The organism is Streptomyces sp. NPDC020379 (assembly GCF_044387105.1).
GTDB lineage: Bacteria > Actinomycetota > Actinomycetes > Streptomycetales > Streptomycetaceae > Streptomyces.
Genome location: NZ_JBIRVR010000006.1, coordinates 16,179 through 36,256 on the forward strand (window position 1 = coordinate 16,179; position 20,078 = coordinate 36,256).

The window sequence follows — 20,078 nt, forward strand, 5'->3', positions numbered from 1 at the left end:
GGGCAGGGGGACAAAAGGCAGGAGCCCCGCCCACTCCCGTCGAAACGGGAGCGGACAGGGCTCCTTGGGTACTGCGGAGCGACCGCGATCGGTCGGACGGTCAAGCCGCCGGATCAGGAGATCCGAAGGACTTAGGCCGGGGTGACGTTCTCCGCCTGCGGGCCCTTCGGGCCCTGCGTGACGTCGAAGGTGACCTGCTGGTTCTCCTCGAGGGAGCGGAAGCCAGCGGCGTTGATCGCGGAGTAGTGGACGAAGACGTCGGGGCCCCCGCCGTCCTGGGCGATGAAGCCAAAGCCCTTTTCAGCGTTGAACCACTTCACGGTTCCGGTAGCCATAAGCCCTCCTTGGGCCAAAGGGTTGCCCTGCTCCAGAACCTGCGAGAAGTCTGAAAACTACAAAAGCCTGCGGGGTCACATGCTCCGCAGGCTCTGTACTGCAAGGGAAACCAAACTGCAACTTGCGGCGAGCCTAGCACGCGAGGTTCTTGCTGCGAAAGAGTGGAAGATCACGCTGTTGGATGGTTTTCCGGGCGTGGCAGCCGGAAAAGATCGACGGTCGGGCAGCTGCCGACAGGCCCCCCGCCCCGCCCCTCCCGGCGCCACGGGGCTAGCCTCCGGATGTGGACAATTCAGCCTCGGACCGGCACGGCGGCCGCCCCCGCGTCGGCCATATCCAGTTCCTCAACTGCCTGCCCCTCTACTGGGGGCTCGCCCGCACGGGCACGCTGCTCGACCTGGACCTCACCAAGGACACCCCGGAGAAGCTCAGCGAGCGGCTGGTCCGCGGTGACCTGGACATCGGCCCCGTCACCCTCGTCGAGTACCTGCGCAACGCCGACGAGCTGGTGGCCCTGCCCGACATCGCGGTGGGCTGCGACGGCCCGGTGATGTCCTGCGTGATCGTCTCGCAGGTGCCGCTGGCCGAGCTCGACGGCGCCCGGGTCGCGCTGGGCTCCACGTCGCGCACCTCGGTACGGCTGGCGCAGCTGCTGCTGGCCGAGCAGTACGGCGTGCGGCCGGACTACTACACCTGCCCGCCCGACCTGAGCCTGATGATGCGGGAGGCGGACGCCGCCGTGCTGATCGGGGACGCCGCGCTGCGGGCCTCGCTGCACGACGCGCCGCGGCTCGGCCTGGAGGTCCACGACCTGGGGCAGATGTGGAAGGACTGGACGGGGCTGCCGTTCGTCTTCGCGGTCTGGGCCGTGCGCAAGGACTACCTGGCCCGCGCGCCGCGCATCGTCGCCGACGTCCACGAGGCGTTCCTCGCCTCCCGTGACGTCTCCCTGGAGGAGGTCGGCAAGGTCGCCGAGCAGGCGGCGCGCTGGGAGGCGTTCGACGCGGAGCTGCTGGAGCGCTACTTCACGACCCTCGACTTCCGCTTCGGGCCGGAGCAGCTCGCGGGCGTCACCGAGTTCGCCCGCCGTACGGGACCGACGACGGGCTTTCCCGCCGATGTCCGGGTGGAACTGCTGAAGAAGCCCTGACCCCGGGACCGGGATCAGGGCTTCGGACAGCGGCCTTCGGCCCGTGGGCCCCGGTGGAACGGCCGGGGCCCGCGGGCCGGTTCCGTCAGGAGGCGGGCACGGGGCCTTCCATGTGCTCGCTGATCCACTGCATGCTGCCGTCGCCCATGCCCTCGACATAGGTCTTGGCGTCGTGCTTGCCGCCCTGGATGACCTGGAGGCGGGTGTGGATCGGACCCTTGTTGCCGTAGGTCTTGATGAACTGGTCCACCTTCGGGATGACGCTCTTCTCCAGCGTTCCGTACTGGAAGGCGAGATAGACGTCCTGGCCCGGCTTGTTGGCGGCGATCAGGGCCTTGGCCAGCAGCTCGGGGTTGTTCTCGTTCTTCTCCTGCTCGTGGCCCTTCCACAGCGGGGAGTCCGGGACGATGTCCGGGCCGGAGGCGATCACGGCCTTGAACTTGTCCGGGTGCTTGAGCACGGCCTTCAGGCCGGAGAAGCCGCCGGAGGAGGAGCCCATGAAGGCCCAGCCGTCGCGCGAGTTGATCGTCCGGAAATTCTGCTTCATCAGGTCCGGGACGTCCTCGGTGAGCCAGGTGCCCATCTTCGGCTGGCCGGGGATGTCACTGCCGTCCCAGTAGAGCCCGCCGTCGTCCGGCTTGGGGTTGAGGACGGGCATCGCGAGGAGGAAGGGCTTGCTCTTGCCCTCGGAGTACCACTTGGAGATCGACGACTCCAGCTTGAGGTTGTCGTCCATCCAGTAGTTGGCCGGGAAGCCGGGGCCGCCTGGGAGGGCGATCAGGACCGGGAAGCCGCTCTTGGCGAACTTCGGGTCCTCGTACTCCTTGGGCGCCCACACCCAGACCTTGCCCTTGAAGCCGGACTTCTTGCCGTCGTACGAGACGACGCCGACGTGCGTGCCGTTGCCCAGCGTGCTGGCGATCTTGAAGTCGGCCTTCGGGCCCGTGGGCATCGAGATCCTGGAGTCCGCGGGCTGGTCGCCGCCGGTCCCGCCGGCCTGCCCGCCGCCGTTCGGCACCTCGCCGAAGCTCACGGGCTTGCCCTTGTCGGTGAAGGGCGGGATCTCGAAATAGGTCATGACGGGCCAGGCGATCAGCCCGAGCACGGCTATGGACGCCACGACGATGATCCATCGTTTGGCGCGGGAGGCTCGGCGGTGGCCCTGGGACCGGTAGGCCCCATTGGATGAATGCGTCATCTCGTCGCTCCGGATGATGCTGCTGCCCCGAAGGACATGACGGTTTGTTCCGCCCTGATGGATGAGCAATCGCGGCGTCCGGGTTCCTCGGAGACCTCGTGAATTGAGTCATAGGCTGAAAATCGGAGTCGTCAGTCCCTGCCAGGAGGAGACGAAGGTCCCGGTGCGAGACGCACCGGGCGCGGAGGGTGACCGTCGGCGGCCGCCATCCGCTGTGTCACAGGGCTGGCGTACGCTGGCCCGGTCGTGTCAAACCCCCTCCGAAGGGACGCCCGGTGACCGAGAACGCCGACCTTCAGTCCGTCCTCGACCGCGCCGCCGCCGGTGGCCGGATCACCGCGGAGGAGGCGCTGGAGCTGTACCGCTCGGCGCCGTTGCACGCGCTCGGTGCGGCGGCGGACGCGGCGCGGCGTCGGCGGTACGCGGGTGTGGAGCACATCGCGACGTACATCATCGAGCGGAACATCAACTACACGAACGCGTGTGTGACGGCGTGCAAGTTCTGCGCGTTCTACGCCCCGCCGAAGAGCGACAAGGTCTGGACGCGCGGCCTGGAGGACATCCTGCGCCGCTGCGCGGAGACCGTGGAGCTGGGCGGCACGCAGATCATGTTCCAGGGCGGGCACCACCCGGATTACGGGGTGGAGTATTACGAGGAGCACTTCGCCGCGATCAAGAAGGCGTTCCCGCAGCTGGTGATCCACTCCCTCGGCGCTTCCGAGGTGGACCACATGGCGCGGATCTCCGGGGTGAGCGCGGAGGAGGCGATCCGCCGGATCCATGCCGCGGGTCTGGATTCCTTCGCGGGTGCGGGCGCGGAGCTGCTGCCGGAGCGGCCGCGGACGGCGATCGCGCCGTTGAAGGAGTCGGGTGAGCGCTGGCTGGAGATCATGGAGCTCGCCCACACCCTGGGCGTGGAGTCCACCTCCACCATGCTGATGGGCACGGGCGAGACGAACGCGGAGCGGATCGAGCACCTGCGGATGATCCGCGATGTGCAGGACCGCACGGGCGGCTTCCGTGCGTTCATCCCGTACACGTACCAGCCGGAGAACAACCACCTCAAGGGCCGCACCCAGGCGACGATCTTCGAGTATCTGCGGATGATCGCGATCGCCCGTCTGTTCCTGGACAACGTGGCGCACATCCAGGGGTCGTGGCTGACGACGGGCAAGGAGGTCGGTCAGCTGTCGCTGCACTACGGCGCCGACGACCTCGGCTCGATCATGCTGGAGGAGAACGTGGTCTCCTCGGCGGGCGCGAAGCACCGCTCCAACCGGATGGAGATCATCGATCTGATCCGTAAGGCGGGCCGGGTCCCGGCGCAGCGCGCGACGACGTACGAGCACCTGGTGGTGCACGAGGACCCGGCGAACGACCCGGTCGACGACCGGGTGGTCTCGCATCTGTCCTCGACGGCGATCGCGGGGGGCACCGCACACCCCGAGCTGAAGATCGTCGCGACGAGCTGACCCCGGTCGTGCTGACCATTCACACAGCCGGGCTGCTGCTGCCCGGCCCCGGAGCGGCCCCCTTGCCCGAGGGGGCCGTCGCCGTGGAGGGCGACCGGATCGTGGCCGTCGGGGCGTATGCCGACGTGGCCGAGGCGCATCCGCTGGCCAGGGTGCGCCGCTGGCCCGGCCTGCTCACCCCCGGCCTCGTGCACCCCGGCGCCGCCGCGCTGCTGGAGGCCGCCTACCACCCGGATCCGCGCGAGGCGCAGGAGCTGGGCGAGGAGCCGCTGACCGGCGACCGGCTGGCGGCGCTCGGCATGGACGACGCCCGCTGGGGCGCGTCCGCGAGGCGCGGCGCGCAGCGGCTGCTGCGGCACGGCACGACCGCGGTGACCGGCCCCTTCGCCCGCGCGGCCGTACGGATGGCCGTGGCGCGGGCGGGGCTCGCCCAGGTCGTGCGGCAGGCGCCGCCCGGCCTCGCGCCGGCCCTGGACCCGCTGCCGGCCCTGCCCGAAGGCGCCGCGCCGGACGCGGCGTTCGCGGGCGCGCTCGCGCCGGGCGCGCGGGCGGACTTCGCCGTCTTCGACGTCCCGGACGCCGCCGCGCTCGCGGCGCGGGGCGCGGGATCCTGCGTCGCCACGGTCCTCGCCGGGCGGCTGGTCTACCGCGCGCGCTGACGCGCGTCAGTGATCCGTAAAAGCGGTTGCGCGCGACGTCAGGGGCCCGTTAATGGATGTGGATCTTCCTCTTTCGCTCATAAGAATGAGACGCGCGGGGGCGGTGGGACCGGGGGGTACCCAGTTGGTTCCGGGGGGCGGGGGTCCCCGGTACGACGTCACAGGCGCCGAGCGCCGGTGACCCGCCCCCGTCCAGGACTCCGGGCGCGCGAACCCCGCGCGGCACCGCTGTGGCGGGCGGTGAACAATGGGGTCGTGACCCGAGCATCCCTGGACAAGCAGCCGCACGAAGTCGCCGCGATGTTCGACGACGTGGCGGCGAAATACGACCTGACCAACGACGTGCTCTCGCTCGGCCAGGCCCGCCTGTGGCGCAAGGCCGTCGCCCAGGCCGTGAACGCGCGCCCGGGGGAGAAGGTGCTGGACCTCGCGGCCGGCACGGGCACGTCCTCCATGCCGTTCGCCGCGGCGGGCGCGTACGTCGTGCCGTGCGACTTCTCCGTCGGCATGCTGCGCGAGGGCAAGAAGCGCCACCCGTGGCTCCCGCTCACCGCCGGTGACGCGACCCGACTGCCCTTCGCGGACGGTGTGTTCGACGCCGTCACCATCTCCTTCGGCCTGCGCAACGTGCAGGAGACGGACCTGGCCCTGCGCGAGCTGCTGCGGGTGACCAAGCCGGGCGGGCGCGTGGTGATCTGTGAGTTCAGCCAGCCGACGTGGGGGCCGTTCCGCACGGTCTACACGGAGTACCTGATGCGCGCTCTGCCGCCGGTCGCCCGGGTCGTCAGCAGCAGCCCTGACGCGTACGTCTATCTCGCCGAGTCCATCCGCGCCTGGCCGGACCAGCCGGCGCTGGCCTCTCGCCTCCAGGCGGCGGGCTGGTCGGACGTGGCCTGGCGGAACCTGACGGGCGGGGTGGTGGCCCTGCACCGGGGCACGAAGCGGTAGGGGGTGACCGGGGGTTCGGTCACTTGCCGTTGCCGCCTGCGGCGCTCGTTCCCCTACCCCGCCCCTTCCCGAACTGGGGCCGCCCCCCCCAGACCCCGCGACACGCTTCGCGCGTTGCCCTCAATACTCCCCCAGCTAACGCTGGGGGAGATTGAGGACGCGTCCGAAGGACCGCTCCCGCCGCAGGTGGCGAACCGGCCCGCAGCCGGGGGTCTGGGGCACGCGCGCCCCAGTCCGGGAAGGGGCGGGTAGGGGAACAAGCGCCGCAGGCCGACGGACCCGCCGCCCCGCCCCTCCGGCCCCCACCCCCCGGCTCATAGACTCGGCGCATCAAACCCTCCGTCGAACGGGAGAGCCGACCGTGACCGAGTCCCCCACCGCACACACCGCCGACGTGATCGTCGTCGGTGCAGGCCCGGCCGGCTCCGCCACCGCGTATCACCTGGCCAAGGCCGGGCTGGACGTGCTGCTGCTGGAGAAGACGGCGTTCCCGCGCGAGAAGGTCTGCGGCGACGGCCTGACCCCGCGCGCGACCAAGCAGCTCGTGTCGATGGGCATCGACATCTCCGAGGAGGCGGGCTGGCTGCGCAACAAGGGCCTGCGCATCATCGGCGGTGGCGTGCGGCTCCAGCTGGACTGGCCGGAGCTCGCCTCGTTCCCCGACTACGGACTCGTCCGCAAGCGCGACGACTTCGACGAGCAGCTCGCGCGGAACGCGGAGAAGGCGGGCGCCCGGCTGTACGAGCGGTGCAACGTCGGCGCGCCGGTCATCGACGACCGCACGGGCCGGATCACCGGCGTGCACGCCAGGCTCGGCGAGGAGAAGACCCCGGTCACCTTCCACGCCCCGCTCGTCGTCGCCGCGGACGGCAACTCCACCCGCCTGTCGCTGGGGATGGGCCTGCACCGGCGCGAGGACCGTCCGATGGGCGTGGCGGTCCGTACGTACTTCACCTCGCCCCGGCACGACGACGACTACCTGGAGTCGTGGCTGGAGCTGTGGGACCGGCGCGGCCCGCAGGACCGGCTGCTGCCCGGCTACGGCTGGATCTTCGGCATGGGCGACGGCACGAGCAACGTCGGCCTCGGCGTCCTCAACACCTCCGACTCCTTCAAGGAGCTGGACTGGCGCGAGGTCCTCAAGGCGTGGTGCGCCTCGATGCCGGAGGACTGGGGCTACACCCCGGAGAACATGACGGGCCCCATCCGCGGCGCCGCGCTCCCGATGGCGTTCAACCGCCAGCCGCACTACACGCGCGGCCTGCTGCTGGTGGGCGACGCGGGCGGACTGGTCAACCCGTTCAACGGCGAGGGCATCGCCTATGCGATGGAGTCCGGCCAGATCGCGGCCGAGGTCATCGTGCAGGCCCACGCCCGTGCCTCGTACGCGCAGCGCGAGCTGGCCCTCCAGCGCTACCCGAAGGTCCTCAAGGACACCTACGGCGGCTACTACACGCTCGGCCGCGCCTTCGTGAAGCTGATCGGCAACCCGAAGGTGATGCAGATGGCCACGCAGCGCGGCCTGACGCACCCGCTGCTGATGAAGTTCACGCTGAAGATGCTGGCGAACCTCACGGACCCGACGGGCGGCGACGCCATGGACCGGATCATCAACGGCCTCAGCAAGGTGGCGCCGCGCTCGTGACAAACGAGTAAGTTTCACCCTTTCGGGTAGCTTTCACGCCGTTTCGGCGTGTCCGCTTCGCGGAAGAAAACAGACAAGCAACCGCTCGCCGTGCGCCACAGCCCCCGTACGGCGGGCGGTCCTTGTATGTGCCGCCACGTACGCGAAAGGGCCGCCGTCCCCGAGCGGTGGGGAGCGGCGGCCCTTTCACGGAAGAGCAAGGCGCGAGGCGTCACATGACGCGCACGGCACCCGTGGGCATGTCGAAGCTGAGGTCGCGCTCGACCACACCGGAGCTGGGGTTCTGCGCGCCGATGAACTTGCCGCCGCCGACGTAGACGGCGACGTGGTAGGCGCTGCCCGCGGAGCCCCAGTAGAGGATGTCGCCGGGCTGGAGGTTGCTCAGCGACACCTGCGTACCGGCCGTCGACTGGTCCTGCGAGACGCGCGGCAGGCTGATGCCGATCTGGTTGTACGCGGACATCACCAGGCCGGAGCAGTCGTACGAGGAGGAGCCGGTGGCGCCCATCACGTACGCCTTGCCGAGCTGCGCCTGGAGGAAGGAGATCAGCGTGGCGGTGCTGCCGCTGCCGACGGACGCCGAGGACGACGACGCGGCGGAGGACGCCTCGTCGGAGGAGTCCGCGGCGGACTTGGCGCTGAGGGTCTTGCGCTCGGTGGCGCGGGAGGCGCGGGCCTCCTCCTGCTCGCGCTTCTCCTTCTCCGCGGCGGCCTTCTTCTCCGCGGCGTCGGCGATGCGCTGAGCCTCGTCCTTGGCCTGCTTGGAGGCGTCCTTGGCCGTGTCGTCGGCCTTGTCCTGCTGCGCGCTCTCCTGGTAGCCGAAAGCGGTCTGCTGGGTGGCAGCGGCGCTCTGCGCGATGGAGGAGGAGATCGTCGCGTTGATCGCCGGCATCTCCATCGTGGCCTCGGTGGGCTTCTCGACGGCGGTGGCGGAACCGGCGCCGGCCACGGCCAGGGTGCTGAGGACGCCACCGGCAACACCCGTGCGCACGACCCACGACTGGGTGGCCGTACGACGGGGCTTCCGGTGGCTGGTTATATGCGCGTTCGGGGACATGGGACAACGGACTATCAGGCCGCGCAGGTTGAGTTCAATAAAGGTGGCGTGCGTCACAATGGCCGGGTCTGCGGCCACAATTCGGGCATTTGATCACGACGAAGTCACGGCGGCCCATGTCGCGCCGGGCGTGAACAGGCCCCTCAGCACGGGGTTTGGCCGCCGGGGGTGACCGGCGGCGGGCATATCACCTTTAGGACTCGCGTGTCGAGGCTACCCACGGAAACGGGGTTCCGAACCTCCTGGAGCGTGGCACAGCTCACGCCCCGCCCGCCTCTCGCCGCGCGCTCGTGAAACGGGGCGCGGAGCGACGGCCGGCACCCCGCCGGCCGTCACCGGCTCAGCGAGTGGCACCCCTATATCGGTTGACGATCTCCGATGCCAATTTGCGTGCAGTGGCCACGTCTTGATAGAGCCACACCCTTCCGACCAGCGCCGCGGTCGTCAATTATCACCTCTCGTGATCACTCGACCGCTTCGTGTACGAAGATCGGTGCTCATCCGACTTGATGATCGTTCGTCAGGTGGTGGAGATCACAAACGCGGGCGCGCACCCCGTGTCGCAGATCACAGACCGGCGGGCATAGGATGCAGGCGACCCGGGCTTGTGAACTGCCTCACATAGGGGTGATCTTCGCGGAGACCACCGGAGGCGGGGCGTCGCCGGGGTCCGGTCAGCCAGCAGTCAGCGTCGACTGGAAGGAGCGAGGAGCGGTGAACGCCTACGCGCCCATCCTCGTACTGGGAGCCCTCGGAGCAGGCTTCGCGATCTTCTCCGTGGTCATGGCCTCGCTCATCGGGCCCAAGAGGTACAACCGCGCCAAGCTCGAAGCCTACGAATGCGGCATCGAGCCCACCCCGCAGCCCGCCGGGGGCGGGCGCTTCCCGATCAAGTACTACCTGACGGCGATGCTCTTCATCGTCTTCGACATCGAGATCGTCTTCCTCTACCCCTGGGCCGTCACCTTCGACTCCCTGGGGCTGTTCGGGCTCGTCGAGATGCTGCTCTTCGTGCTCACCGTCTTCGTCGCCTACGCCTACGTCTGGCGCCGCGGCGGCCTGGAATGGGACTAGGGGGCACCACACCATGGGACTCGAAGAGAAGCTGCCCAGCGGTTTCGCGCTGACCACCGTCGAACAGGCCGCCGGGTGGGTGCGCAAGGCGTCCGTCTTCCCGGCCACCTTCGGACTCGCCTGCTGCGCCATCGAGATGATGACCACCGGCGCCGGGCGCTACGACCTCGCCCGCTTCGGCATGGAGGTCTTCCGCGGCTCACCGCGCCAGGCGGACCTGATGATCGTGGCCGGCCGGGTCAGCCAGAAGATGGCGCCGGTGCTGCGCCAGGTCTACGACCAGATGCCCAACCCGAAATGGGTGATCTCCATGGGTGTCTGCGCCTCCAGCGGCGGCATGTTCAACAACTACGCGATCGTCCAGGGCGTCGACCACATCGTGCCGGTCGACATCTATCTGCCCGGCTGCCCGCCGCGCCCCGAGATGCTGCTGGACGCGATCTTGAAGCTGCACAGGAAGATCCAGGGCGAGAAGCTCGGCGTGAACCGCGAGGAGGCCGCCCGCGAGGCGGAGGAGGCGGCGCTGGGGGCCCTCCCGCTGATCGAGATGAAGGGTCTGCTGCGGTGAGCGAGCCGACGAACGGCGTCAACCCCGACAAGGACGTCAACGCCCAGAACCTCCCCGGCCAGCGCGGCGGGACGGGCGAGGCCATCCGCGTCCAGCGCGGCATGTTCGGCACCCGCAACGGCGGCGACACCACCGGCTACGGCGGGCTCGTCCGGACCGTGCGGCTGCCGGGCGCCACGTCCCGGCCGTACGGAGGCTGGTTCGACGAGGTCGCCGACGAGCTCGAAGGGGCGCTGGAGGAGCAGGGACTGCTCCCGCAGAACGCGATCGAGAAGACCGTCGTCGACCGCGGCGAGCTCACCTTCCACATCGCCCGCGAGCACCTGCCGCGCGTCGCCCGCACCCTCCGCGACGACCCGGCGCTGCGCTTCGAGCTGTGCACCGGCGTCAGCGGCGTCCACTTCCCCGAGGACAAGGGGCGGGAGCTGCACGCGGTCTACCACCTGCGCTCGATCACCCACAACCGGCTGCTCCGGCTGGAGGTGAGCGCCCCCGACAGCGATCCGCACGTGCCCTCGATCGTGGACGTCTATCCCACCAACGACTGGCACGAGCGCGAGACGTACGACTTCTTCGGCCTCGTCTTCGACGGCCACCCGGCGCTCACGCGGATCATGATGCCGGACGACTGGCAGGGCTTCCCGCAGCGCAAGGACTACCCCCTCGGCGGCATCCCCGTCGAATACAAGGGCGCACAGATCCCGGCTCCGGACCAGCGGAGGTCGTACAACTGATGAGCACTCCCCCCGCAAGCCCGCGCGACACCACCGAGGGCACCGTCTACACGGTCACCGGCGGCGACTGGGACGAGATCGCCACGGCCGCGAAACGGGCCGACGACGAGCGCATCATCGTCAACATGGGCCCCCAGCACCCCTCCACCCATGGAGTGCTCCGGCTGATCCTGGAGATCGACGGCGAGACCGTCACCGAGGCCCGCTGCGGCATCGGCTATCTCCACACCGGCATCGAGAAGAACCTCGAATACCGGAACTGGACCCAGGGCACCACCTTCGTCACGCGCATGGACTACCTCACGTCGTTCTACAACGAGACGGCGTACTGCCTGGGCGTGGAGCGGCTGCTGGGCATCGAGGAGCAGATCCCGGACCGGGCCACCGTCGTCCGCGTGCTGCTGATGGAGCTGAACCGTCTCTCCTCCCACCTGGTGGCCATCGCCACCGGCGGCATGGAGCTCGGCGCCACCACGATCATGATCTACGGCTTCCGGGACCGCGAGATGGTCCTGGACCTCTACGAGCTCATCACCGGCCTGCGGATGAACCACGCGTACGTCCGCCCCGGCGGGCTCGCGCAGGACCTGCCGCCGGGCGCGGTGGACGCGGTGCGCGAGTTCGTGAAGAAGATGCGCAGGAATCTGCCGGAGTACGACAAGCTCGCCACCGGCAACCCGATCTTCAAGGCCCGGATGCAGGACGTCGGTTATCTGGACCTCGCCGGCTGCCTCTCCCTCGGCGCGACCGGCCCCGTCCTGCGCGCCGCCGGCCTCCCGCACGACCTCCGCAAGGCGCAGCCCTACTGCGGCTACGACACCTACGACTTCGAGGTGCCGACCGCCGACACCTGTGACGCGTACGGGCGCTTCCTCATCCGGCTGGAAGAGATGCGGCAGTCCCTGCGGATCGTCGAGCAGTGCCTGGACCGGCTGGCGCCCGGCCCGGTCATGGTCGCCGACAAGAAGATCGCCTGGCCCGCCCAGCTGGCCCTCGGCCCGGACGGCCTCGGCAACTCCCTCGACCACATCAAGAAGATCATGGGCACCTCGATGGAGGCCCTGATCCACCACTTCAAGCTGGTGACGGAGGGCTTCCGGGTGCCGCCCGGCCAGGCGTACGCGGCGGTGGAGTCCCCCAAGGGCGAGCTCGGCGTGCACGTGGTCAGCGACGGCGGCACCCGCCCCTACCGGGTCCACTTCCGTGACCCGTCCTTCACCAACCTCCAGGCCATGGCGGCGATGTGCGAGGGCGGCCAGGTGGCCGACGTCATCGTCGCGGTGGCGTCGATCGACCCTGTGATGGGAGGCGTGGACCGGTGAGCGACGCACACGCGGCCACCAAGCCGCGGACGACCGCGAAAGCCGCACCTCTGCGCCGCGTGGGCGGAGAAGCGGGCGAGGGGGCGCAGTGAGTGACGTCCAGCTGGGCATGCCCCAGCTCCCCGCACCCGATTACCCCGCCGGCGTACGGGCCCGGCTGGAGGCCGACGCCAAGGAGGTGATCGCCCGCTATCCCGACAGCCGCAGCGCGCTGCTGCCCCTGCTGCACCTCGTGCAGGCCGAGGAGGGGCACGTCACCCGCACCGGCCTGCGCTTCTGCGCCGAGGTGCTCGAACTGACCGTCGCCGAGGTCACGGCGGTGTCGACCTTCTACTCGATGTACCGCCGGGGGCCGGGCGGCGACTACCAGGTCGGTGTCTGCACCAACACGCTGTGCGCGGTGCTGGGCGGTGACGCCATCTTCGACGCCCTGCGCCGCCACCTGGGCGTCGACAACGGCGGCACCACGGACGACGGCAAGGTCACCCTCGAACACATCGAGTGCAACGCGGCCTGCGACTTCGCGCCCGTGGTGATGGTCAACTGGGAGTTCTTCGACAACCAGACCGTCGAGAGCGCCAAGGCCCTCGTCGACGACCTGCGCGCCGGGCGCACCGTGGAGCCGACCCGCGGCGCTCCCCTGTGCACCTACAAGGAGACGGCCCGCATCCTGGCCGGCTTCCCCGACCCGCGGCCCGGCGCCGTCGAGGCGTCCGGTGCCGCCGGGCCCGCGACCCTCGCGGGCCTGCGGCTGGCCAGGGGCGAGGCCCCGGCCGCCCACGTCGGCCCGCCGCGCGGCGCGCCCGCGGCGGGCAGGCCCACGCGCGAGGCGGGCCCCGCCGAGCACCCCAGCTCCCACGACGCGCCCCAGCGGACATCGGCCTCGGACCCCGGCTTCCCCGCCGGGCCCGTGACCGAGGAGGGGGAGGAATGACCATGGCACCCGCGAACGGTGGGACCCCCCGGCCCGCGGCCGGGGCAGGAGGAGGGGCCGACCCCGAGAAGCTGCTCGTGCCCGTGCTCAGCGCCTTCTGGGACCAGCCCCGGTCCTGGACGCTGGACACCTATCTGCGGCACGAGGGCTACGCGGGCGCGCGCAAGGCCCTGGCGATGACCCCCGACGACGTGATCGCCTATGTGAAGGACTCCGGGCTGCGCGGCCGCGGCGGCGCGGGCTTCCCGACCGGGATGAAGTGGCAGTTCATCCCCCAGGGCGACGGCAAGCCGCACTACCTCGTCGTCAACGCGGACGAGTCCGAACCGGGCACCTGCAAGGACATCCCCCTCCTCTTCGCCAATCCGCACGCCCTCATCGAGGGCATGCTGATCGCCTGCTACGCGATCCGCTCCCGGCACGCCTTCATCTATCTGCGCGGCGAGACCGTCCCCGTGCTGCGGCGGCTGCACGAGGCCGTGCGCGAGGCGTACGACGCGGGCTACCTCGGCCGGGACATCCTCGGCAGCGGACTCGACCTCGACATCACCGTGCACGCGGGGGCGGGCGCCTATATCTGCGGCGAGGAGACGGCCCTCCTCGACTCCCTCGAAGGGCGGCGCGGCCAGCCCCGGCTGCGGCCCCCCTTCCCCGCGGTGGCGGGGCTCTACGCCTGCCCCACTGTGGTGAACAACGTCGAGTCCATCGCGTCGGTTCCCGCGATCCTCAACCGGGGCAAGGAATGGTTCCGTTCGATGGGCAGCGAGAAGTCCCCGGGCTTCACGCTCTACTCCCTCAGCGGCCATGTCGCGGGCCCCGGGCAGTACGAGGCGCCGCTCGGCGTCACCCTGCGCCAGCTCCTCGACATCAGCGGCGGCATGCGCCCCGGCCACCGGCTCAAGTTCTGGACCCCGGGCGGCTCTTCGACCCCGCTGCTCACCGAGGAGCACCTCGACGTCCCCCTGGACTACGAGGGGGTGGGCGCCGCCGGGTCCATGCTCGGCACCAAGGCGCTCCAGTGCTTCGACGAGACGACCTGCGTGGTGCGGGCCGTCACCCGGTGGACCGAGTTCTACGCCCACGAGTCCTGCGGCAAGTGCACACCCTGCCGCGAAGGCACGTACTGGCTGGTGCAGTTGCTCCGCGACATCGAGGCCGGGCGGGGCCGCATGACGGACCTGGACAAGCTGGCCGACATCGCCGACAACATCAACGGCAAGTCCTTCTGCGCGCTCGGTGACGGCGCCGCGAGCCCGATTTTCTCCTCGCTGACGCACTTCCGCGCGGAGTACGAACAGCACATCAAGGGGAAGGGCTGCCCCTTCGACCCCGCGAAGTCCACGGCGTGGGCGGACGGGAACCACCAGGAGGTATCCGCATGACCGTCACCACGCCGGCTTCCTCCGGGGGAGGGAACGCGGCGGTGCCCCCGGACGACCTGGTCTCCGTCACCATCGACGGCATCACGCTCTCCGTGCCCAAGGGGACGCTGGTCATCCGCGCCGCCGAGCTCGTCGGCATCGAGATCCCGCGGTTCTGCGACCACCCGCTGCTCGACCCCGCCGGGGCCTGCCGGCAGTGCATCGTCGAGGTCGAGGGCCAGCGCAAGCCGATGGCGTCCTGCACCATCACCTGCACCGACGGCATGGTCGTACGGACCCAGCTCACCTCGCCCGTCGCCGAGAAGGCGCAGCGCGGTGTGATGGAGCTGCTGCTCATCAACCACCCGCTCGACTGCCCCGTCTGCGACAAGGGCGGTGAGTGCCCGCTGCAGAACCAGGCGATGTCCGCAGGGCAGGCCGACTCCCGCTTCGAGGGCCGCAAGCGGACCTTCGAGAAGCCGGTGCCGATCTCCACCCAGGTGCTCCTCGACCGCGAGCGCTGCGTGCTGTGCGCGCGCTGCACCCGCTTCTCCCAGCAGATCGCGGGCGACCCGATGATCGAGCTGCTGGAGCGGGGCGCGCTCCAGCAGGTGGGCACCGGCGAGGACGTGCCGTTCCAGTCGTACTTCTCCGGCAACACCATCCAGATCTGCCCGGTGGGCGCGCTCACCTCGGCGGCGTACCGATTCCGCTCCCGGCCCTTCGACCTCGTCTCCTCGCCGTCGGTGTGCGAGCACTGCGCGGGCGGCTGCGCGACGCGTACGGACCACCGGCGCGGCAAGGTGATGCGCCGCCTCGCGGCCGACGACCCCGAGGTCAACGAGGAGTGGGTGTGCGACAAGGGGCGCTTCGCGTTCCGCTACGCGCGGCGCCCGGACCGGCTCACCACTCCGCTGGTGCGCAGCGCCGGGGGCACCCTGGAGCCCGCGAGCTGGCCCGAGGCGCTGGAGGCGGCGGCCCGCGGGCTGGCCGCCGCGCGCGGCCGGACGGGCGTGCTGACGGGCGGGCGGCCGACGGTCGAGGACGCCTACGCCTACGCCAAGTTCGCGCGCGTCGCCCTCGACACGCACGACGTGGACTTCCGGGCGCGCGCGCACAGCGCCGAGGAGGCCGACTTCCTCGCGGCGCGGGTCGCAGGCCGGGGCCGGGACCTGGACGGCACGGGGGTGACCTACCGGACGCTGGAGCAGGCTCCCGCCGTGCTGCTCGCCGGGTTCGAGGCGGAGGAGGAGGCGCCCGGCGTCTTCCTGCGGCTGCGCAAGGCGCACCGCAAGCACGGGCAGCGCGTCTTCTCCCTCGCCACGCACACAACTCCCGGTCTGCTGAAGGCGGGTGGCACGCTGCTGCCCGCGGCGCCGGGCACGGAGCCGGAGTGGCTGCGCGCGCTGGCGGGCGCCACCGGGCTGGATGCCGCCGGACAGGCGGCGGCCGAGGCGCTGCGCGCGGACGGCTCGGTGATCGTCGTCGGCGAGCGGCTGGCGGCCGTGCCGGGCGCGCTGACCGCGGCGCTGGCGGCCGCGGGGGCCACCGGGGCGAGCCTGGTGTGGATCCCGCGCCGGGCCGGGGAGCGGGGCGCGCTGGAGGCCGGTGCGCTGCCGGGCCTGCTGCCCGGCGGCCGCCCGGCCACCGACCCCCGCGCGCGGGAGGAGACGGCGGCCGCCTGGGGGGTGGCCGACCTGCCGCGCGGCACCGGCCGGGACACCGGCCAGATCGTCGAGGCCGCGGCCACCGGCGAGCTGGGCGCCCTGCTGGTGGGCGGGGTGGAGGTCGCGGACCTGCCCGACCCGCCGCGCGCGCGTGCCGCGCTGGACGCCATCGGCTTCCTGGTGAGCCTGGAGCAGCGGCCGAGCGAGGTGACGGAGCGGGCGGACGTGGTGCTGCCGGTCGCGGCGGTCGAGGAGAAGGCGGGTACGTTCCTCAACTGGGAGGGCCGGGCCCGCCCCTTCGGGGTCGCCATCAAGCTCGATCAGCTGACGCGCCATCATGTGCCGCCGGACGTGCGGGTGCTGCACATGCTGGCCGACGCGATGGGCGTGGCCCTCGCCCTGCCGGACGTCGACGCCGCGCGCGCGGAGCTGGACCGCCTCGGCCCCTGGGACGGCGCCCACGCGGCCGACCCCGCCGAGCCCGGCCGGCCGCTGCCGCCGCCCGGCGCGGGCGAGGCCGTGCTCGCGGGCCACCGGCTGCTCCTCGACCAGGGGCGCCTGCAGGAGGGCGACGAGGCGCTCGCCGGCACGCGGCACGCCGCGGTCGCCCGGCTCTCCGCCGCGACCGCCGCCGAGGCGGGGGCGCGCGAGGGGGACATGCTGGCCGTGACCGGCCCGGCCGGGAGCGTGCGGCTGCCGCTGCGGCTCACCCCCATGCCGGACCGGGTGGTGTGGCTCCCGCTCAACTCCGTGGGCACCGGCGTCACCGATGGCACCGGTGCCCGCCCCGGCGAGCTCGTACGCATCGCCGCTGCCGTCGGCGACGGCACCGGAACCGAGACACCGGAGGCACGGTAGTGAAGGCATACGCACTGGCCGCCGAGGACCTGTCGATGTTCGGCCGGGACCCGTGGTGGCTGATCGTCGTCAAGGCCGTCTTCTGCTTCGCGTTCGTCATGCTGACGGTGCTGTTCTCGATCGTCTGGGAACGCAAGGTCGTCGCGTGGATGCAGCTGCGCATCGGCCCCAACCGGCACGGCCCCTGGGGCATGCTCCAGTCCCTCGCGGACGGCATCAAGCTGATGCTCAAGGAGGACGTGGTCGTCAAGCGGGCCGACAAGGTCGTCTACGTCCTCGCGCCCGTCGTCGCGGCCATCCCGGCCTTCATGGCGATCGCCGTGATCCCCTTCGGTCCGGCCGGGAACGAGATCTCGATCTTCGGCCACCGCACCACGATGCAGCTCACCGACCTGCCGATCGGCGTGCTCTACATCCTCGCCACCGCGTCGGTGGGCATCTACGGCATCGTGCTGGCGGGCTGGTCCTCCGGCTCGACCTATCCGCTGCTCGGCGGCCTGCGGTCGTGCGCCCAGATGATCTCGTACGAGATCGCGATGGGCGTCTCCTTCGCCGCGGTCTTCCTCTACTCCGGGTCGATGTCGACCTCGACGATCGTGGACGCGCAGCACGACCGGTGGTACGTCCTGCTGCTGCCGGTCTCCTTCCTCATCTACATCGTGGCGATGGTCGGCGAGACCAACCGGGCACCGTTCGACCTGCCGGAGTCCGAGGGCGACCTGGTCGGCGGCTTCAACACCGAGTACTCCTCCATCAAGTTCGCGATGTTCATGCTCGCCGAGTACGTCAACATGGTCACGGTCTCGGCCGTCGCGGTGACGCTGTTCCTGGGCGGCTGGCGGGCCCCTTACCCCGTCTCGGCGTTCTGGGAGGGGGCGAACCACGGCTGGTGGCCGATGCTGTGGTTCGTCATCAAGCTCCAGCTGCTGCTGTTCTTCTTCATCTGGCTGCGCGGGACCCTGCCGCGGCTGCGCTACGACCAGTTCATGAAGCTGGGGTGGAAGGTCCTCATCCCGGTCTCGATGGTGTGGCTGATGCTCGTCGCCGCGGTCCGGGCCCTGCGCAACGAGCACTACGACTTCCAGCGCATCGTGCTCTACGTGGGCGGCGCGGTCGTCGCGGTCCTGCTGCTGTCCTTCGTGGCCGACGTCTTCCGCGACCGCGGCGCGAAGGCGGAGCGGGAGGCGGAAGAGGCCGCTCCGCAAGGGGAGTTCGACCCGATGGCGGGCGGCTTCCCCGTGCCCCCGCTGCCGGGCCAGACCCTGCCGCCCGTGCCGCGCAGGCCCTCGCGCCAGGCCCGCGAGCTCATTGTCAGTGGTGGAGTGAATACTGTCAGTGACGGTCCCCGAGACGGAAAGGAGGGCGAGGGTGACTGACTTCCAGAACCCCGTGGCCGGCTTCGGCGTGACCTTCAAGGCCATGTTCAAGAAGCGGCTGACCGAGCAGTATCCGGAGGAGAAGAAGCACACCGCGCCGCGCTTCCACGGCCGCCACCAGCTCAACCGGCACCCGGACGGGCTGGAGAAGTGCATCGGCTGCGAGCTGTGCGCCTGGGCCTGCCCGGCGGACGCGATCTATGTCGAGGGCGCGGACAACACCGACGAGGAGCGCTATTCGCCCGGCGAGCGCTACGGCCGCGTCTATCAGATCAACTACCTCCGCTGCATCCTGTGCGGCCTGTGCGTCGAGGCGTGCCCCACCCGTGCCCTGACCATGACCAATCAGTACGAACTGGCCGACTCCAGCCGCGAATCGCTCATCTACACCAAGGAGGAGCTGCTCGCGGGCCTGGAGGACCGCATGGTCGACACCCCTCACGCGATCTTCCCCGGCATGACCGAGAAGGACTACTACCGCGGTCTGGTGACGGAGGCCGCGCCGGGCACGGTGCGGCAAGTGGCCGTCTCCAAGGGCGAGCAGCCGCCGGAGGCCGCTGCCACCCAGGCCGGGGAGGGGCAGTCATGAGCGCCCTCGCCGCCGCGGGCACGGCCTCCACCGGTGAGGCCGTGCAGTTCTGGCTGCTGGGCACCGTCGCCGTCATCGGCGCGCTGTCCACGGTGCTGATGAAGAAGGCCGTGCACAGCGCCCTCTCGCTGGCCGGCACCATGATCGTGCTCGCGGTGTTCTATCTCGCCAACGGCGCCTATTTCCTGGGCGTCGTCCAGATCGTGGTCTACACCGGCGCCATCATGATGCTCTTCCTCTTCGTGGTCATGCTGGTCGGCGTCACCGCCGCCGACTCCCTGAAGGAGACCATCAAGGGCCAGCGCTGGCTCGCCGGGCTCTGCGCGCTCGGCTTCGGCATCCTGCTGGTCGCGGGCATCGCCAACGCCTCACTGAAGGACTTCACCGGGCTCGGCCAGGCCAATTCCGGCGGCAATGTGCAGGGGCTCGCGGCGCTCATCTTCACCAAATACGTCTTCGCCTTCGAGATCACCGGCGCGCTGCTGATCACCGCGGCCGTCGGGGCGATGGTCCTCACCCACCGGGAGCGCACCGAGCGGCCCGCCGGCCAGCGCGAGCGCTCCCAGGAGCGGGTGCGCGCGGGCAAGCAGGTGCCGCCGCTGCCCGCCCCCGGCGTCTACGCCCGGCACAACGCCGTGGACGTCCCCGGCCTGCTGCCCGACGGCACCCCCGCCGAGCTCACCGTCAACCCGACGCTGCGCTCCCGCGGCCAGATCCGTGACGTCTCCGGCGAGGCGCTCCAGGAGCTGGCGGCCCTGGAGCAGCGGTCCGCGGAGTGGGTCGGTCACGGCCGCGGCGAGGACGCGAAGGAGGCCCGCAAGTGAACCCGGTCAACTACCTCTATCTGGCGGCCGTTTTGTTCACCATCGGTGCCGCCGGTGTGCTCATCCGGCGGAACGCGATCGTCGTCTTCATGTGCGTCGAGCTGATGCTGAACGCCTGCAATCTGGCGTTCGTCACCTTCGCCCGGCTGCACGGCAATCTGGACGGCCAGATCATCGCCTTCTTCACGATGGTGGTGGCCGCCGCCGAGGTCGTGATCGGCCTCGCGATCATCGTGTCGGTCTTCCGCTCCCGCCATTCGGCCTCGGTCGACGACGCCGCCCTGCTGAAGCTGTAAGGGGACGCTG

General features: G+C 70.7%; 19 protein-coding genes. 16 read left to right on the plus strand and 3 right to left on the minus strand.

The window, feature by feature from the left end:
* Positions 1-131 precede the first annotated feature (131 nt).
* Positions 132-335 (minus strand): cold-shock protein, encoded by a 204-nt coding sequence (locus tag ACH427_RS09800; protein ID WP_030067036.1) that lies wholly within the window; start codon positions 333-335, stop codon positions 132-134.
* A 284-nt stretch (positions 336-619) separates the two neighbouring features.
* On the opposite strand from ACH427_RS09800, the gene ACH427_RS09805 reads away from it, so the two are divergent.
* A complete protein-coding gene (locus ACH427_RS09805; RefSeq protein ID WP_398868921.1) occupies positions 620-1,486 on the plus strand; it encodes a menaquinone biosynthetic enzyme MqnA/MqnD family protein in 867 nt (288 codons plus the stop codon).
* 85 nt (positions 1,487-1,571) lie between these two features.
* Here the strand turns inward: ACH427_RS09805 and ACH427_RS09810 are convergent, their stop codons facing one another.
* Entirely contained in the window at positions 1,572-2,684 is a 1,113-nt protein-coding gene (locus ACH427_RS09810; RefSeq protein WP_398868922.1) for an alpha/beta hydrolase, read from the minus strand.
* 275 nt (positions 2,685-2,959) lie between these two features.
* Here ACH427_RS09810 and mqnC point away from each other — a divergent pair, with 275 nt between their 5' ends.
* The 4 genes from mqnC to ACH427_RS09830 all read left to right on the plus strand — a co-directional run bounded on the left by mqnC (position 2,960) and on the right by ACH427_RS09830 (position 7,408).
* Positions 2,960-4,156, plus strand: coding sequence for a cyclic dehypoxanthinyl futalosine synthase (gene mqnC, locus ACH427_RS09815; protein ID WP_398868923.1), 1,197 nt, complete (start codon positions 2,960-2,962; stop codon positions 4,154-4,156).
* 8 nt (positions 4,157-4,164) lie between these two features.
* The gene (locus tag ACH427_RS09820) at positions 4,165-4,815 is read left to right on the plus strand and encodes an imidazolonepropionase-like domain-containing protein (RefSeq protein ID WP_398868924.1); all 651 of its coding nucleotides are present in this window, start codon (positions 4,165-4,167) and stop codon (positions 4,813-4,815) included.
* A gap of 255 nt (positions 4,816-5,070) precedes the next feature.
* Positions 5,071-5,763 carry a demethylmenaquinone methyltransferase gene (locus ACH427_RS09825; protein ID WP_398868925.1) on the plus strand — a complete coding sequence of 231 codons (693 nt, stop codon included), beginning with the start codon at positions 5,071-5,073 and terminating at the stop codon, positions 5,761-5,763.
* Positions 5,764-6,124: 361 nt separating this feature from the next.
* The gene (locus tag ACH427_RS09830; protein WP_398868926.1) at positions 6,125-7,408 is read left to right on the plus strand and encodes a geranylgeranyl reductase family protein; all 1,284 of its coding nucleotides are present in this window, start codon (positions 6,125-6,127) and stop codon (positions 7,406-7,408) included.
* A 211-nt stretch (positions 7,409-7,619) separates the two neighbouring features.
* Here the strand turns inward: ACH427_RS09830 and ACH427_RS09835 are convergent, their stop codons facing one another.
* Positions 7,620-8,465 (minus strand): C40 family peptidase, encoded by an 846-nt coding sequence (locus tag ACH427_RS09835; protein WP_398868927.1) that lies wholly within the window; start codon positions 8,463-8,465, stop codon positions 7,620-7,622.
* 714 nt (positions 8,466-9,179) lie between these two features.
* Between ACH427_RS09835 and ACH427_RS09840 the strand changes: the two genes are divergently transcribed.
* The 11 genes from ACH427_RS09840 (at position 9,180) to nuoK (ending at position 20,068) form a co-directional block, all read left to right on the plus strand.
* On the plus strand, positions 9,180-9,539 hold the full coding sequence (locus ACH427_RS09840; protein WP_398868928.1) for an NADH-quinone oxidoreductase subunit A: 360 nt from the start codon (positions 9,180-9,182) through the stop codon (positions 9,537-9,539).
* 13 nt (positions 9,540-9,552) lie between these two features.
* Complete coding sequence (locus tag ACH427_RS09845; RefSeq protein ID WP_398868929.1) at positions 9,553-10,107, plus strand: NuoB/complex I 20 kDa subunit family protein; 555 nt, start codon at positions 9,553-9,555, stop codon at positions 10,105-10,107.
* The gene (locus ACH427_RS09850) at positions 10,104-10,841 is read left to right on the plus strand and encodes an NADH-quinone oxidoreductase subunit C (RefSeq protein WP_398868930.1); all 738 of its coding nucleotides are present in this window, start codon (positions 10,104-10,106) and stop codon (positions 10,839-10,841) included. Before ACH427_RS09845 ends, ACH427_RS09850 begins: the two co-directional genes overlap by 4 nt.
* Positions 10,841-12,163 (plus strand): NADH-quinone oxidoreductase subunit D, encoded by a 1,323-nt coding sequence (locus ACH427_RS09855; RefSeq protein WP_398868931.1) that lies wholly within the window; start codon positions 10,841-10,843, stop codon positions 12,161-12,163. Before ACH427_RS09850 ends, ACH427_RS09855 begins: the two co-directional genes overlap by 1 nt.
* Before the next feature lie 109 nt (positions 12,164-12,272).
* Positions 12,273-13,097: an NADH-quinone oxidoreductase subunit NuoE gene (gene nuoE, locus ACH427_RS09860; protein ID WP_398869179.1), complete on the plus strand. Its 825-nt coding sequence runs from the start codon at positions 12,273-12,275 to the stop codon at positions 13,095-13,097.
* On the plus strand, positions 13,094-14,479 hold the full coding sequence (gene nuoF / locus ACH427_RS09865; RefSeq protein WP_398868932.1) for an NADH-quinone oxidoreductase subunit NuoF: 1,386 nt from the start codon (positions 13,094-13,096) through the stop codon (positions 14,477-14,479). Before nuoE ends, nuoF begins: the two co-directional genes overlap by 4 nt.
* Positions 14,476-16,983 (plus strand): NADH-quinone oxidoreductase subunit G, encoded by a 2,508-nt coding sequence (locus ACH427_RS09870; protein ID WP_398868933.1) that lies wholly within the window; start codon positions 14,476-14,478, stop codon positions 16,981-16,983. Before nuoF ends, ACH427_RS09870 begins: the two co-directional genes overlap by 4 nt.
* Positions 16,984-17,018: 35 nt before the next feature.
* The gene (gene nuoH / locus ACH427_RS09875; protein WP_398869180.1) at positions 17,019-18,359 is read left to right on the plus strand and encodes an NADH-quinone oxidoreductase subunit NuoH; all 1,341 of its coding nucleotides are present in this window, start codon (positions 17,019-17,021) and stop codon (positions 18,357-18,359) included.
* A complete protein-coding gene (nuoI, locus tag ACH427_RS09880) occupies positions 18,352-18,948 on the plus strand; it encodes an NADH-quinone oxidoreductase subunit NuoI (protein WP_398868934.1) in 597 nt (198 codons plus the stop codon). Before nuoH ends, nuoI begins: the two co-directional genes overlap by 8 nt.
* Positions 18,945-19,772 carry an NADH-quinone oxidoreductase subunit J gene (locus ACH427_RS09885; protein ID WP_398868935.1) on the plus strand — a complete coding sequence of 276 codons (828 nt, stop codon included), beginning with the start codon at positions 18,945-18,947 and terminating at the stop codon, positions 19,770-19,772. The genes nuoI and ACH427_RS09885 overlap by 4 nt, the downstream gene beginning before the upstream one ends.
* Positions 19,769-20,068: an NADH-quinone oxidoreductase subunit NuoK gene (nuoK, locus tag ACH427_RS09890; protein ID WP_398868936.1), complete on the plus strand. Its 300-nt coding sequence runs from the start codon at positions 19,769-19,771 to the stop codon at positions 20,066-20,068. The genes ACH427_RS09885 and nuoK overlap by 4 nt, the downstream gene beginning before the upstream one ends.
* Positions 20,069-20,078 lie beyond the last annotated feature (10 nt).

Coding starts and splice junctions, on each gene's coding strand:
- nuoF (WP_398868932.1), top strand. CDS start 13,094: ATGACCATGGCACCCGCGAACGGTGGGACCCCCCGGCCCGCGGCCGGG.
- ACH427_RS09870 (WP_398868933.1), top strand. CDS start 14,476: ATGACCGTCACCACGCCGGCTTCCTCCGGGGGAGGGAACGCGGCGGTG.
- ACH427_RS09835 (WP_398868927.1), bottom strand. CDS start 8,465: ATGTCCCCGAACGCGCATATAACCAGCCACCGGAAGCCCCGTCGTACG.
- ACH427_RS09800 (WP_030067036.1), bottom strand. CDS start 335: ATGGCTACCGGAACCGTGAAGTGGTTCAACGCTGAAAAGGGCTTTGGC.
- ACH427_RS09845 (WP_398868929.1), top strand. CDS start 9,553: ATGGGACTCGAAGAGAAGCTGCCCAGCGGTTTCGCGCTGACCACCGTC.
- ACH427_RS09885 (WP_398868935.1), top strand. CDS start 18,945: ATGAGCGCCCTCGCCGCCGCGGGCACGGCCTCCACCGGTGAGGCCGTG.
- nuoH (WP_398869180.1), top strand. CDS start 17,019: ATGTTCGGCCGGGACCCGTGGTGGCTGATCGTCGTCAAGGCCGTCTTC.
- nuoE (WP_398869179.1), top strand. CDS start 12,273: ATGCCCCAGCTCCCCGCACCCGATTACCCCGCCGGCGTACGGGCCCGG.
- ACH427_RS09855 (WP_398868931.1), top strand. CDS start 10,841: ATGAGCACTCCCCCCGCAAGCCCGCGCGACACCACCGAGGGCACCGTC.
- ACH427_RS09810 (WP_398868922.1), bottom strand. CDS start 2,684: ATGACGCATTCATCCAATGGGGCCTACCGGTCCCAGGGCCACCGCCGA.